The organism is Homoserinibacter gongjuensis (genome assembly GCF_030161875.1).
In the GTDB taxonomy this organism is placed as follows: Bacteria; Actinomycetota; Actinomycetes; order Actinomycetales; family Microbacteriaceae; genus Homoserinibacter; species Homoserinibacter gongjuensis.
Genome location: NZ_BSVA01000001.1, coordinates 3,044,981 through 3,059,339 on the forward strand (window position 1 = coordinate 3,044,981; position 14,359 = coordinate 3,059,339).

A 14,359-nucleotide genomic window follows, 5' to 3' on the forward strand; every position below is an offset into this window, starting at 1 on the left:
CGCCTCAGCGGGCCGTCGCCGCCGCACTCTCGAGCTGGTGCGCGACGGCCTCGCTCGCCTGCACCCGCATCCGGGTCCCGCCCTCTTCGTAGTGGGTCTCGAGTACGCGGCCGCGGTCGTGCGCGAGCGTCACGAGGTCGCCGCGGTCGTACGGGATGAGCACGTCGAGCTCCACGTCGGGCAGCGGCAGCCGACGCCCGATCTCCTCGAGAAGCTCCTCGAGACCCTCGCCCGTGCGGGCTGAGACGAACACCGAGTCGGGCTCGAGGCCACGCAGGAGGAGGCGACGGTCGGCGTCGACGAGGTCGCCCTTGGTGAACACGATGAGCTCGGGAACATCGCGCGCGCCCGCCTCGCCGAGCACGTCGCGCACCGTCGCGATCTGGGATGCCGGGTCGGGGTGCGAGCCGTCGACGACGTGCAGCACGAGGTCCGAGCTCGCGACCTCCTCGAGCGTCGAGCGGAACGCCTCCACGAGCTGGTGCGGCAGGTTGCGCACGAAGCCCACGGTGTCGGCGATCGTGAAGAGCCGCCCATCCGGCGTGCGGCTGCGGCGCACCGTGGGGTCGAGGGTCGCGAACAGCGTGTTCTCGACGAGCACACCCGCGCGTGTGATGCGGTTCAGCAGGCTCGACTTGCCCGCGTTGGTGTAGCCGGCGATGGCGACGGCCGGCACTTGGAAACGGTCACGATTGGCGCGCTTCGCCTCACGGGCGGGCGCGAAGCCCTTGATCTGCTTACGCAGCTTCGCCATGCGGGAGTGGATGCGGCGACGGTCGAGCTCGATCTTCGTCTCACCGGGGCCACGGGAGCCCATGCCCTGACCGCCCGCCGCCTGACCGCCGGCCTGGCGCGACATCGACTCACCCCACCCACGCAGACGCGGCAGCAGGTATTCGAGCTGCGCGAGCTCGACCTGCGCCTTGCCTTCGCGCGACTTGGCGTGCTGGCTGAAGATGTCGAGGATCACGGCCGTGCGGTCGATCACCTTGACCTTCACCGCGTCCTCGAGGGCACGGCGCTGGCTCGGCGAGAGCTCCGTATCGGCGACGACGGTGTCGGCACCGAGGGCCGCCACGATGTCGGCGAGCTCCTGCACCTTGCCGCGGCCGAGGTATGTCGCGGGATCCGGATGCGGTCGGCGCTGCAGCACGCCGTCGAGCACGACGGCACCCGCCGTCTCGGCGAGGGCCGCGAGCTCACGCAACGAGTTCTCGGCATCCTCGAGCGACTCCGACGGCGTGTACACGCCGATCAGCACGACGTTCTCGAGACGCACCTGCCGGTACTCGACCTCGGTGACATCCGCGAGTTCGGTCGAGAGCCCGCCCACACGGCGCAGCGCCGCACGCTCCTCACGGTCGAACTGCTCGCCGTCTCGCTCGCCGCCGAAGGCAGTGGCGTCGTCTTGGAGCGCGACTGCACGACCACCGAACACGCGCACGCCGGCGTGCGCCTCCTCGGTCGCGAGGATGCGCTCGAGCGCGTCGCGCGCGTCGTCGTCGCGCTGCGCTTCGAAACTCTCGGGGATTGGCTCATGTTCCGGTTAACCCTAGTCACTTGTTTTCGGTAGGTTCTGTGCATGTCGTCCGAGCATTACTTCTCGACATCGCCGTCGAGCGACCCCGTGCTGCGGACCATCTCGGTGCGGCTCGCCGGCCGCACCTTCGAGGTCACGACCGCCAACGGGATCTTCAGCCCCGAGCGCATCGACACCGGCACCCAGGTGCTGCTCAATCACACGCCCGCACCGCCTCCGGGGGTCACTTCCTCGATCTGGGATGCGGATGGGGGCCCATCGCACTCACGCTCGCCCTCGAGTCGCCCCGGGCGACCGTGTGGGCCGTCGATGTCAACGAGCGTTCCCGGGAACTCACCCGCCGCAACGCCGATGCGCTCGGCCTCGAGAATGTGAACGTCTGCCGGCCTGAGGATGTTCCCGACGACGTGGAGTTCCGCACGATCTGGTCGAACCCGCCCATCCGCGTCGGCAAGAACGAGCTGCACGCGATGCTCGCGCACTGGCTGCCGCGGCTCGGCGCGGGATCGGACGGATGGCTCGTCGTTGCTCGCAACCTCGGCTCGGATTCGCTGCACCGCTGGCTGCAGGGTGCGCTGCCGCGTGACTTCGCGGTGCTCCGCGCGGCCACGAGCAAGGGCTATCGCGTGTTGCGCGTGCGCCACCGCTCCGGCACGGGAACGACGGAGTCGATCGACGTCATCGGCTGACGCGGTCCTCGAGCGTCACGCTGCCGTCGAAGACGAGCTCGGCCGGCCCGCTCAGGAACACGTGGAGGCCCTCAGCGGTGTCGGCGACCCGCACGCCCAGCTCGCCGCCCGGCACCTGCACGCGCCACGCATCCGGTGCCCCCGCCCCCGCCCAGGAACGCGTCGCGAGCGCCGCAGCCGCAGCCCCGGTGCCGCAGGAGAGCGTCTCGCCGCTTCCGCGTTCGTGCACCCGCATGCGGATGCGGCCGAGCTCGCCCGAGATCGCGCCCGGCACGACGAACTCGACGTTCGCCCCGTCCGGCGGCGCGGGCGTCACCTCCGGCGCCTCGCCCAGATCGAGCGCATCCAGCTCGGCATCGTCGGCGAGAGCCACCACCACGTGCGGGTTCCCGACGCCGACCGCGAGACCCGGACGGGCGACATCCAAGCGGCGTGCCGACACCATGGCCTCCCCCGCCACCACGAACGGGCCGAGGTCGACCTCGAACCCGTCGCCCGTGCGGCTGAGCTGACGCACGCCGCCGCGCGTGCCGATCGCGACCGTCTCGCCGACGGCGAGGTCGAGCAAGCCTTCGGCGAGCAGGTAGGCGCCGAACACGCGGATGCCGTTGCCGCACATCTCGGCGGCGCTGCCGTCGGCGTTGTGGTAGTCCATGAACCACTCGGCGCTCGCGTCGTCGGCGAGCACGGCCGCGCCCTCCGGCAGCCTCTCCGAACGCACCGCGCGGATCACGCCGTCGCCGCCGACGCCGAAGCGTCGATCCGCGAGGGCGGCGATCTGCGCATCCGCGAGCGTCACCTCACCGTCGGGGTCGGAGAACAGCACGAAGTCGTTGCCGGTTCCGTGTCCCTTGGTGAAGGCGATGTCGATGCTCACCGCTCGATGTTATCCGGCGGTGTCGCCCCTCGCCTTTGCCCCCTGCCGCGTGGGCGGTCACGACGCCCGCCATACCGCCGAGACGAAGCCCCACAGCCCCGCCCCCGGAACTCCCCGCCGATGCCGCTGCCGGCACAGGTGAACCCCAACTGCGCCTCGCCGGCGAGTTCGATCACACCGAAGCCCGTCGTGCCCGACTTCCGGAAGACGGTAAACGTGGGGCCCGACTGGAGGATGTCGAACTCGACCACCGGCATCGAGGCCACACGGGCGAGTGAGGCGAACGCACCTCCCGAGAGCGTCCCGATGTGGCATTCGATGACGTCTGGGGACGGGCCTGCCGGATATTCGGCCTGGATCGAGGTCCACGAGACGGACACGAGGTACCTCCCCGGCCCGAGGGGTGCGTGCAGAGCCGTGCTGGGGGCTCCACCTCCCGCGCTCACAATCGAGAAGCTGACGGCCGAGATCAGTGCATCGTCGCCGGCCGGTCCCGATGGGCCCGTTGCCCCGCTCGCTCCCGGCGCGCCGGCTGCTCCTGGCGGGCCGGTGGCGCCGGTGGCACCCGTGGCGCCGTCGGCCCCGTCGGCGCCGTCCCGGCCGTCGAGTCCGTCTGCGCCGTCACGCCCTGCCGCACCGGTGGGCCCGGGCGACCCCATGGCGCCGGCCGCGCCGGCAGCGCCGTCCGCACCGTCCCGACCGTCGACGCCGTCCCGACCGTCCACGCCGTCCCGTCCGTCCGCGCCCGCGCGTCCGTCGGCGCCCGGGGCGCCTGCGGACGGATGCGAGCCTGCATCCGCGGGGGCGGTGACGGCGACGAGGCCGAGCGACAGCACCACGGCGATGACGACGCCGAGGCCGGCACTCACGAGGGCGGCGGGCCAGGGCGAGGGATGAGAGGACATGGTGGTGCTCCTTGTACGGGTATCTCCACATTGTGCTGGACACAATCGGCCATCACCCTGTCTGATTGAAGTCATGTCATATATCGGCCATCGCGCGGCTCGCTCTCCCGCCGCCCCCTCCCTCGCACTGCTTGAGCTCGCCCTGCGCGCGAGGCCGGCGACCGTCGCCGAGCTCGCGGAGATCTCGCGACAGGATCAGACGAGCCTGCGGGCGCAACTCGCCGAGCTCGCCGAGCTCGAGCTCATCTCGCTGACGGGCGACAGCGTGGGCTACCGGCCGCCGGCGCAGACGATCACTGCGCTCGGCACCCGGATGCTCGACGACGCCGTCCAGGAGCTGCACACGCGCGTGGCGGACGCGGGCGCGCTGCTCGCCGCCCTCCCCTCTCGTGGCGAGCGCTGCGGTGGGGGCCGCCGACGGCTCCGACCTCGGCGGCGAGCTCTTCCACGGCCCCGCCGCGGCGCACGAGCTGTGGCGCAGCATCGCCGTGCACCAGGCAGCGCCCCGCTCGGCGTGCATGTTCCCGGATGCGGCGCCCCTGTTCGTCGCCGACACCCCGCTGAGCGACACCTGGCGCTCCTCACTCGATCAGACCGACGCACAGGTGCGCGCGATCATCTCGACCCCCGACCTGGCGAACCCCGAGTCACGGCCCCTCATCGAGCTCGCCGGGGCATCCGGCGTCGAGTTCCGTGCGATGCAGTGCCCTCCGAGCTGGTTCTGGCTCACGGACGAGGTCGTGGGCCTGCCGCTGCGCTGGGGCGATCCCTGGCCGACGAGTGCGATCGCCCTGCGCAACGAGGCGGTCGTCTCGCTCATGCACGGGCTGTTCGACACCTGGTGGCGGCAGGCGGTGGCGATCCACACCACGGAACATCCCTGGGATGCGATCGTCGCCCTCATGGCCGACGGCGCGACGCTCGAGACCGCGGCTCACGCCGTCGGGGTCTCCGCACGCACGGGCCGCCGCCGGATCGAGGCCGCGATGGACCACTTCGGCGTGGACGGTGCTGTCGCCCTCGGGGCCGCCTGGCAGCGCGAGCGGTCGCTCAGGACGTGACCGCCGCGAATGCGGCGTCCGCGCGGTCCGGATCGTCCGCTTCCAGCCAGACGGTGTCGCGCGCGCGTCCGAACCACGACACCTGGCGCCGCGCATAGCGACGCGTGAGCGCCTGCGTATCGGCGATCGCGTCCGCCTCATCGAGTTCGCCACCGAGCTGGCGAAGCGCCTGCGCGTAGCCGATCGCACGGCCGGCGGTCGTGCCGAATCCGGCGGGGCGGAGTGCCGCGACCTCGTCGACGAGCCCCGCCTCCCACATCCGCTGGACGCGTTCGTCGAGCCGGCGGACGAGCTTCTCACGGTGAAGACGGAGTCCGATCATGACGGTCGGACGCCAGGTGCCGGACTCGTCAGGAAGCCCCGCACCGAACGGCTCCCCCGTGAGTTCGATGACCTCGAGTGCGCGCACGATGCGCCGGCCGTTGTGCGGCCCGATCGCTTCGGCGGCGTGCGGATCGCGCTGCACTAGTCGCTCGAACAGCACCCCCGGCCCGTGGGCGGCGAGCTCGGACTCGAGACGTGAGCGGATGCCGTCGTCCGTTCCTGGAAAACGGAAGTCGTACACGACGCTCGAGACGTACAGTCCGCTGCCGCCGACGAGGATCGGGGTCGCGCCCCGCGAGATCACGTCATCGATCACCCCGCGCGCCGCGGCCTGGTAGCGCGCAACGCTCGCCTCCTGTATCGGATCGAGCACGTCGATGAGGTGATGCGGGATGCCGCGGCGCTCGGCCGGCGTCAGCTTCGCGGTGCCGATGTCCATGCCGCGGTACAGCTGCATGGCATCCGCGTTGACGATCTCGGCGGGGGTGCCGACATCGGCCAGGCGTCCGGCAAGGTCGAGCGACAACTCGCTCTTGCCGGTGCCTGTGGCCCCGACGATCGCGACGAGTCGGCTCACGCCGGGCGCAGGCCCGGCAGGCCGAGGTTGACCGTGCGGGCTCCGACGGACGACGGCTCCGGCACCGCGCACGAGGCGGCTTCGGCGCGATCCCAGGCATCTCCCGCGCGGGTGCGCCGGATCGGCAGCACGTCGGCCGCGGGCGAGGCGATCAGGTAGTGCGGGGTCGCGCGCGTCACCACGACGCTCACGACGTCGCCCGGGCGGGGCGCGGCCCCCCGGCACGTCGAAGTGCACGAGGCGGTTGTCCTCGGCCCGGCCCGACATGCGACGGTTCTGCTCGTCGCGACGGCCCTCCCCGGTGGCGACGAGCACCTCGACGGGCGTGCCGACGAGCTTCTGCGCCTCCTCCTCGGAGATGCGCTCCTGCAGCGCGGTCAGGCGCTCGTAGCGCTCCTGCACGACGTGCTTGGGCAGCTGGTCGGGCATGGTCGCCGCGGGTGTGCCGGGGCGGATCGAGTACTGGAAGGTGAAGGCGGATGCGAAGCGCGCCTGTTCGACCACACGCAGGGTCTGCTCGAAGTCGTCGTCGGTCTCACCCGGGAAGCCGACGATAATGTCGGTCGAGATGGCGGCATTCGGGATGCGGGCGCGCACCCGGTCGAGGATGCCGAGGAAGCGCTCGGAGCGGTACGAGCGGCGCATCGCCTTCAAGACCCGGTCGGATCCCGACTGCAGCGGCATGTGCAACTGCGGCATCACGTTGGGGGTCTCGGCCATCGCCTCGATCACGTCGTCGGTGAAGGCGGCGGGATGCGGGCTCGTGAAGCGGATGCGTTCGAGGCCCGCGATCTCGCCGGCCGCCCGCAGCAGCTTGCTGAACGCCTGCCGGTCGCCGAACTCGACGCCGTAGGAGTTGACGTTCTGGCCGAGCAGGGTGACCTCGATCGCGCCGTCGTCGACGAGCGCCTGGATCTCGGCGAGGATGTCACCGGGCCGGCGATCCTTCTCCTTGCCGCGCAGCGAGGGCACGATGCAGAAGGTGCAGGTGTTGTTGCAGCCGACGGAGATCGAGACCCACCCCGAGTAGGTGTTCTCGCGACGCGTCGGGAGCGTGGAGGGGAATACCTCGAGCGACTCCAGGATCTCGAGCTGCGCCTCGCCGTTGTGGCGTGCGCGTTCGAGCAGGGCCGGGAGAGAGCCCATGTTGTGGGTTCCGAAGACCACATCGACCCATGGCGCCTTCTCGAGGATGACGTTCTTGTCTTTCTGGGCGAGGCATCCGCCCACGGCGATCTGCATGCCCTCGTGGTCGCGCTTGGTGCTCGCCAGGTGGCCGAGCGTGCCATAGAGCTTGTTGTCGGCGTTCTCGCGGACCGCGCAGGTGTTGATCACCACGATGTCGGCTTCGCCGTCGGCCTCGGCCCGCACATAGCCGGCGGCCTCGAGCGAACCGGAGAGGCGCTCCGAGTCGTGCACGTTCATCTGGCAGCCGAAAGTGCGCACCTCGTAGGTGCGCGGAGAGGTCTGCCGGTTCTCCGGGGCGGCGTCGAGCAGCGTCATGGTGCCGACAGTCTACGTCGGGCGCGGCGTGCCGAGGGGCGCTACCGGAAGGCGTCGGGACGCGTCACGTGCGCGACGTTCCTCGCCACTTGGCGTTGCTAGCGGAAGCGGACGGATCCGGTGGACCGCTGCGCGAGCGCCTCGTCGACGGCCGCGCGGACCGTGCTGCCCGAGTAGCCCCGGCGAGCGAGGTAGCCGCTGAGCCGACGTACGGCCGCCTCGCGGTCCACGCCCGTCAGCTGGCTCGCCCGCTTGCGCGCGAGTTCGCGGGCACGGGCCAGCTCGTCACCCGTGTCGACCAGATCGAGGGCGTACTCGATCGCCGACGGCGCCAGCAGCCGCCGGGTGAGCTCGGCAGCGATCGCCGTGCGGCCGAGCGCCTTGCGTTCCTGAAGCGTCGCCACCAGGTTCTGCGCGAGGGCGGTGTCGTCGATGAGCCCGACCCGCGCGAGGCGGTCGCACTCGCGCGCGATACCCGGCTCGTCGATCCCGCCGTCCCGCAGCAGACGCTCGATCTCGCGACGGGAGTGCGCACGACGCCCGAGCGCCTTCATCGAGATGCGCTCCGCGTCGGCGGCGAGGTCGCGCTCCGCGTCGCTCAGGCGCGCGCAGCTGTCATCGACCTCCGAGCCCCACGCGTCATTCCACTCCAGCTCGTGGGCCTCGGCGACATCGGTCGAATCGTCGTTGCCGGAGGCGGACGAGGCCGACGGCCGTGCGCCGAACAGGTAGCTGACAGGCGCGAGCCGACCGTCGGTCTCATCCATGGGGGTCTCCTTCGAGAGTCCTACTCGCCCGAGGCCTTGCGGGCGGCGAGCTTGTCTCCCAGCGACTCGACGTTCGCGGCCGCGGACTCGGCGGCCTTCGCTGCCGCACCGATGCCGAGCTTCATGAGGATCTTCTGCTCGATCTCGTTCGCGATGTCAGGGTTCTGCAACAGGAACGAGCGGGCGTTCTCCTTGCCCTGCCCGAGCTGGTCACCGTCGTAGGTGTACCAGGCGCCCGACTTGCGCACGATCTCGTGCTCGACGCCGTAGTCGATGAGGCTGCCCTCGCGCGAGATGCCGACACCGTAGAGGATGTCGAACTCGGCCTGCTTGAACGGCGGCGCCATCTTGTTCTTGACGACCTTCACGCGCGTGCGGTTGCCCACCGCATCCGTGCCGTCCTTGAGGGTCTCGATGCGGCGGATGTCGAGACGCACCGAGGCGTAGAACTTGAGCGCCTTACCGCCCGCGGTCGTCTCGGGGCTGCCGAAGAAGACACCGATCTTCTCGCGCAGCTGGTTGATGAAGATCATCGTGGTCTGGGTCTGGTTGAGCCCACCCGTGAGCTTGCGGAGCGCCTGCGACATCAGGCGGGCCTGCAGGCCCACGTGGCTGTCACCCATCTCGCCCTCGATCTCGGCCTTGGGCACGAGGGCCGCGACGGAGTCGACGACGATGAGGTCGATCGAGCCCGAACGCACGAGCATGTCGGCGATCTCGAGCGCCTGCTCCCCCGTGTCGGGCTGCGAGACGAGCAGCGCGTCGATGTCGACGCCGAGCTTCTTGGCGTACTCGGGGTCGAGCGCGTGCTCGGCGTCGATGAACGCGGCGATGCCGCCGCCGCGCTGGGCGTTCGCGATCGCGTGGAGCGTGAGCGTCGTCTTACCCGAGGACTCCGGGCCGTAGATCTCGACGATGCGGCCGCGGGGCAGACCCCCGATGCCGAGGGCGACGTCGAGTGCGATGGAACCTGTGGGGATGACGGCGACGGGCGCGCGCTCGTCGCTGCCGAGCCGCATGACGGTTCCCTTACCGAATTGGCGGTCGATCTGAGCGAGGGCGGCCTCGAGGGCCTTCTCGCGGTCTGCGGCTGTAGGCATGTGCCCGGTCTCCTTCAGTGTCGTGTTCCATGCGCCCATCGGCTGTCGGCCCTTCGCTGACCGGTGAAGCAAGGTCCGCGCTCTCGCGACAGGGCTGGTGTCTCCATCGGGGAGACGAGGCCGACGTTACGCCCGCCCTCCGACATCCGGATGGAGCGACGGGCGGAACCGTCGACAACTGCTCTTCGATGGATCCTGTGGAGGACACTACCGATTATCGAACCGATGTTCGATACCTCGGGCGGCGTGTCGAGCGGGATCGGGTCGAACGCTGCAGCCCCTGGCAACAGGCCGCAGTGATCGCTGCCGCGCAGGGGTCAGCGCTACAGCGTTCGGCCCGGATTCAGGAGCGGGGGTCGGGGAGGCCGACGCCGTGCCAGCGTTCGCGGGGCACGTTCTGGACGGCGCAGAGCGCGAGCCAGACCTCGCGCGCGGGCACGCCGGCCTCAAGTGCCGCCTCCGCCGTGCGGTTGCCGAGCGCGACCACGACCGTGTCGCGAACGAGCACGCGCCCGAAGGGCCCGAACTCGTCAGCGACGGCGCGATGGAATTCGCTGACCTTCACGCAGGGCGACTCAGCGCATCGCGAGGTCGGCGTCGAACTCCGCGACCAGCTCGTCGGGCAGCGTGTCGGGCACCGCGGTGACGCCCTCGACGACCGCCAGGCGATCGCCCACTTCGCGCATGATCACCGAGACCGGCGTGTCGAGCGCATCCGCCACCGAGGCGAGGATCTCGGAGCTGGCTTCCTTCTGGCCGCGCTCCACCTCGCTCAGGTAGCCGAGCGCGACACTCGCACGGCTCGCGACCTGGCGCAACGTCATCGCCTTCTGAAGGCGGAAGTCGCGGAGGACATCGCCGAGTTCCTGTCGTACGAGAACCATGGTGTCCCTCCTTGTCACAAGCAGCGGGTGCGGGTCGGGTGGCTCAGGCTACCCGCTGCGTTGCAGAAACTCTAATCGTTGCTCCCGCAGATTCGCCGTGAAGCCACCAGGTGTAACGAGAACGATGCATTGTTATTCCCGGATGCCGAGGCGGCGGGCGAGGAGGGCGAGCGCCGCGTCGACCGTCGCGTGGCGGATCGCGTCGCGACCACCCGCGAGCTGCAGCAGCTCCGCGGTCGCCCCCGCGGCATCCGCGTAGCCGATCCAGACGGTGCCGGGCGCCTGACCATCCTGCGGGTCGGGACCGGCGACTCCCGTCGTGGCGAGCGCGTAGTCGACAACGAAGTCGCGGTGCGGAACCCGCTCGCGCACCCCGCTCGCCATCTGCCGCGCCACCTCCGGATCGACGGCTCCACGCTCGTCGAGCAGTGCCTGGTCGACGCCGAGGAGGTGCGCCTTGAAGACCGTGGAATAGGCCACCACCCCTCCGCCGAACACGGCGGATGCGCCCGGCACATCGACGAACGCCGACGCCAACAGGCCGCCGGTGAGCGACTCCGCCACCGCGACGCGCTCCCCGCGCCGCGTCAGCTCCGCGACGATCCGCTCGGCGAGCGGACTCGGCGTCATCGCGCCGCCTTGGCCGCGCGCGTCACCCGCCACGCGTCCCACAGGTACTGCAGGCCGCTCACGACCGTGAGCACGAGCGCGGCACCCATGAGGGTCCAGTTGACCCACAGCACCCAGTCGCCGAGCACGGTCCACAACGGAACGAGGGCGAACGACACGGCGACCGCCTGGATGACGGTCTTGAGCTTGCCGAGGAAGCCCGCGGGGATCACGTGGTCGCGAAGCATGAAGAAGCGGAAGATCGTGATGCCGAACTCGCGCACCAGGATCACGATCGTGACCCACCACCAGAGCTCGTCGAGCACGGAGAGGGTGACGAGCGCCGCACCCACCAGGATCTTGTCGGCGATCGGGTCGACGAGCTTGCCGAAGTCGGTCACCAGGTTGCGGCTGCGGGCCAGGAAGCCGTCGACCGAGTCGGTCGTGATCGACACGATGAACAGGGCTCCGGCGATCCAGCGCCACAGCCCCAGCTCTCCGCCGTCGAGCACCATGAGCCACACGAAGACGGGCGCGAGCAGGATGCGCACGACGGTGATGATGTTCGCGATGTTGCCCATGCTCGCGGGTGTCTCCCCCGCGCTCACGACGCGACCGCGCATCGGGTTGGAGCGCGTCGGGGTGGGGTCGACGGGGTCCGGAACGGGATCGGTCACGGACACGCGTCACTCCCTGCCGGTCAGCCCCCAGGCGTCCTCGTCCGAGTCGCCCTCTTCCACAGGATAGCCGTCGAATTGAGCCTCGACGGCGTCGACGGGACCGGCGCCCGCGCTCGCGTCGGAGGTTCCGGATGCCGTGGGCGCCGCCGCCGCGTCGCCTCCGGCTGGCGCGGGCGCCGGTTCGCCGCGCAGCTGTGCGAGCACTCCGGGCAACTGGTCCGGGGTCACGAGCACGTCGCGTGCCTTCGACCCCTCCGACGGTCCGACGATGTCGCGCGACTCGAGCAGGTCCATGAGGCGCCCCGCCTTCGCGAAGCCGACGCGCAGCTTGCGCTGCAGCATCGAGGTGGACCCGAACTGCGTGTTGACCACGAGCGCCGCCGCCTCGAGCAGCAGTTCGAGGTCGTCGCCGATGTCGGCATCCACCTCGCGCTTCTCGACGACGGCCGCGACATCCTCGCGGTATTCCGGCCGCGCCTGATCGGTGACGTGCTTGACGACGGCGTGGATCTCGTCTTCCGTCACCCAGGCGCCCTGCACGCGGATCGCCTTCGAGGCGCCCATCGGCAGGAAGAGTCCGTCACCCTGGCCGATGAGCTTGTCGGCACCGGGCTGGTCGAGGATGACACGGCTGTCGGTCATCGATGACACCGCGAACGCGAGACGCGAGGGCACGTTGGCCTTGATGAGCCCCGTCACGACATCCACCGAGGGCCGCTGCGTCGCGAGCACGAGATGGATGCCGGAGGCGCGCGCGAGCTGCGTGATGCGCACGATCGAGTCCTCGACGTCGCGCGGGGCGACCATCATGAGATCGGCGAGCTCGTCGACGACGACGAGCAGGTACGGATACGGCTGCAGCACCCGCTCGGAGCCGGCAGGCAGCTGGATCTCGTTCGCGAGCACGGCGCGGTTGAAGTCGTCGATGTGGCGGAAGCCGAACGACGCGAGGTCGTCGTACCGCATGTCCATCTCCTTCACGACCCACTGCAGCGCCTCGGCGGCCTTCTTGGGGTTCGTGATGATGGGCGTGATGAGGTGCGGCACGCCCTGGTAGGCGGCCAGTTCCACGCGCTTCGGGTCGACCAGCACCATCCGCACCTCGGCGGGCTTCGCGCGCATGAGCACCGAGCTGATCATCGAGTTGATGAAGCTCGACTTACCCGACCCGGTCGAGCCGGCTACCAGGAGATGCGGCATCTTGGCGAGGTTCGCGACGACGAAGCCGCCCTCGACGTCCTTGCCGAGGCCGATCGTGAGGGGGTGGTTGCTCTTGGAGGCCGGGCCCGAGCGCAGCACGTCGCCGAGCGACACGATCTCGCGGTCGCGGTTGGGGATCTCGACGCCGATCGCGCTCTTGCCGGGGATGGGCGAGAGGATGTTGACCTCGTTCGAGGCGACGGCATACGACAGGTTGCGGCTGAGCGCCGTGACGCGCTCGACCTTCACGCCGTGGCCGAGCTCGATCTCGTAGCGCGTGACCGAGGGGCCGCGTGTGAACCCGGTGACCTTCGCGTCGACCTGAAACTGGCTGAGCACGCTCGTGATCGCCGCGATCATCTCGTCGTTGACCGCGGTGCGGGCCTTGGGCGGGGTTCCTGCGGCGAGCAGGGATGCGGCGGGCAGCCGATACGGACGCGCGGCGGGCGTGGCGCGCTTGGCTGCCGCGGGCGCAGCATCCGCGGACGCCGCGAACTCCCCCGCCTCGCCGCGCTCGCTCGCCGACGCCGGGAAGCCCGGCAGCAGACCCGAGTCGTCGCGTAGGCCGGTGGCGCCCGTGTCGACCTCGCCCGTGAAACGCTTGACGGCATCCTCGGCGCGCACGAGCTCCTCGAGCAGCTCGACGTCGAAGTCGGGAGCCGGGTCGACGATCTCGGTCTCGAGCTCCCGCCCGAGCACGGGCGTGTCGAAGGCGGGCGACTCGTCCTTGGGCTTGCTGCGGCGCCACCAGGGCATCGAGTCGGGGTTGTCGGGCTCGAGGCCGAGGTCGGACAGCGTGCCGAACTCGGCGGTGCCGGTGTCGCCCGCGCCCTTCTTCGCCTTCGCCGGCTTGTCGGCGGGCTCGGGCAGCTCGGCGCCGAACAGGTACGCGTAGAGCTCGCGCAGGCGCTGCCCGACGCGGTTCGGCGGGGTCTTGGTGAGGATGAAGAGCGAGAGCGCGAGCACACCGAAGGCGATGAGCCCGGCGAGCCACGTCATACCGATCGTCACGAGCGGCCACGTCACGACCCAGCCGATGACGCCACCCCCGGCGGCCAGGGCGGCCGCTCCGTCGGAGGGCGCGGGCAGGCCGCCGAACACCTGGCACAGGGCGGCGAGGCTCGTGAGCAAAAGCACCAGGCCGACGCCGATGCGCCCGTTGTCGTGCACGCTCGACGGGTGCCGGAAGAGCCACACCGCGAGGATGAGCAAGATGACCGGGAGCGCGAAGGCGAGTCTCCCGAGCAGACCGCCGAAGCCGAAGTTGTCGAGGGCACGCGCGACGTCGCTCGTGGGCGCGAACCATTCCACGATCGCCGTGACGATCGCGAGCAGGAAGAAGAGGAACGGCACGCCGTCACGACGCTCGTGCTTCTGGAGGTCTTCCTTGCCGAAGAGCCGCGCCGCACCGCCCACGACGTGGGCGAGGCCCATCCAGGCGGCCGTCAACAGTCCCGGCTTCTGCTCCGCGACCGGGAGCTTCTTGGTGCCCTGCGGCCCGCGCGATGACGAACGCGACGACGAGCCGCGCGAGCTGCTGCTCGTGCGTGCGCGCGACGACGTCGACCGTGTTGTGGCCATGTGTTCACGGTATCCGCGGCATCCGACCCCGCCCGGCAGCGACACCCGCCGCACGCTACTCA

The 14,359-nt window shown here is 70.5% G+C and carries 12 protein-coding genes and 2 pseudogenes; 2 read left to right on the plus strand and 12 right to left on the minus strand.

What is annotated here, in order from left to right:
• Positions 1–4 precede the first annotated feature (4 nt).
• Positions 5–1,531 carry a GTPase HflX gene (hflX, locus tag QQK29_RS16280; RefSeq protein WP_284302000.1) on the minus strand — a complete coding sequence of 509 codons (1,527 nt, stop codon included), beginning with the start codon at positions 1,529–1,531 and terminating at the stop codon, positions 5–7.
• Between the two features lie 51 nt (positions 1,532–1,582).
• Here hflX and QQK29_RS16285 point away from each other — a divergent pair.
• Positions 1,583–2,229, plus strand: a pseudogene (locus tag QQK29_RS16285) (class I SAM-dependent methyltransferase).
• Here QQK29_RS16285 and dapF read toward each other — a convergent pair.
• Complete coding sequence (dapF, locus tag QQK29_RS16290; RefSeq protein WP_284301674.1) at positions 2,219–3,106, minus strand: diaminopimelate epimerase; 888 nt, start codon at positions 3,104–3,106, stop codon at positions 2,219–2,221. The pseudogene QQK29_RS16285 and the gene dapF overlap by 11 nt on opposite strands.
• Positions 3,103–4,011 (minus strand): hypothetical protein, encoded by a 909-nt coding sequence (locus tag QQK29_RS16295; RefSeq protein ID WP_284301675.1) that lies wholly within the window; start codon positions 4,009–4,011, stop codon positions 3,103–3,105. Before QQK29_RS16295 ends, dapF begins: the two co-directional genes overlap by 4 nt.
• A gap of 389 nt (positions 4,012–4,400) precedes the next feature.
• Between QQK29_RS16295 and QQK29_RS16300 the strand changes: the two genes are divergently transcribed.
• Positions 4,401–5,072, plus strand: a complete 672-nt coding sequence (locus tag QQK29_RS16300) for a hypothetical protein (protein ID WP_284301676.1) — start codon at positions 4,401–4,403, stop codon at positions 5,070–5,072.
• Here the strand turns inward: QQK29_RS16300 and miaA are convergent.
• The 9 genes and pseudogenes from miaA to QQK29_RS16345 all read right to left on the minus strand — a co-directional run bounded on the left by miaA (position 5,062) and on the right by QQK29_RS16345 (position 14,297).
• Positions 5,062–6,045: a tRNA (adenosine(37)-N6)-dimethylallyltransferase MiaA gene (gene miaA, locus QQK29_RS16305; protein WP_284301677.1), complete on the minus strand. Its 984-nt coding sequence runs from the start codon at positions 6,043–6,045 to the stop codon at positions 5,062–5,064. The two genes, QQK29_RS16300 and miaA, sit on opposite strands and share 11 nt — an antisense overlap.
• Positions 5,970–7,476 (minus strand): annotated as a pseudogene (miaB, locus tag QQK29_RS16310) (tRNA (N6-isopentenyl adenosine(37)-C2)-methylthiotransferase MiaB). The gene miaA and the pseudogene miaB overlap by 76 nt, the downstream one beginning before the upstream one ends.
• Positions 7,477–7,574: 98 nt before the next feature.
• On the minus strand, positions 7,575–8,243 hold the full coding sequence (locus tag QQK29_RS16315; RefSeq protein WP_284301679.1) for a regulatory protein RecX: 669 nt from the start codon (positions 8,241–8,243) through the stop codon (positions 7,575–7,577).
• A 20-nt stretch (positions 8,244–8,263) separates the two neighbouring features.
• Complete coding sequence (gene recA, locus QQK29_RS16320; RefSeq protein WP_284301680.1) at positions 8,264–9,343, minus strand: recombinase RecA; 1,080 nt, start codon at positions 9,341–9,343, stop codon at positions 8,264–8,266.
• 343 nt (positions 9,344–9,686) lie between these two features.
• Positions 9,687–9,908 (minus strand): DUF3046 domain-containing protein, encoded by a 222-nt coding sequence (locus QQK29_RS16325; RefSeq protein ID WP_284301681.1) that lies wholly within the window; start codon positions 9,906–9,908, stop codon positions 9,687–9,689.
• Between the two features lie 10 nt (positions 9,909–9,918).
• Entirely contained in the window at positions 9,919–10,227 is a 309-nt protein-coding gene (locus tag QQK29_RS16330) for a helix-turn-helix domain-containing protein (RefSeq protein ID WP_284301682.1), read from the minus strand.
• Positions 10,228–10,359: 132 nt separating this feature from the next.
• Positions 10,360–10,857, minus strand: coding sequence for a CinA family protein (locus QQK29_RS16335; protein ID WP_284301683.1), 498 nt, complete (start codon positions 10,855–10,857; stop codon positions 10,360–10,362).
• Positions 10,854–11,459, minus strand: coding sequence for a CDP-diacylglycerol--glycerol-3-phosphate 3-phosphatidyltransferase (pgsA, locus tag QQK29_RS16340; RefSeq protein ID WP_284302001.1), 606 nt, complete (start codon positions 11,457–11,459; stop codon positions 10,854–10,856). Before pgsA ends, QQK29_RS16335 begins: the two co-directional genes overlap by 4 nt.
• A gap of 63 nt (positions 11,460–11,522) precedes the next feature.
• The gene (locus tag QQK29_RS16345; RefSeq protein ID WP_284301684.1) at positions 11,523–14,297 is read right to left on the minus strand and encodes a DNA translocase FtsK; all 2,775 of its coding nucleotides are present in this window, start codon (positions 14,295–14,297) and stop codon (positions 11,523–11,525) included.
• Positions 14,298–14,359 lie beyond the last annotated feature (62 nt).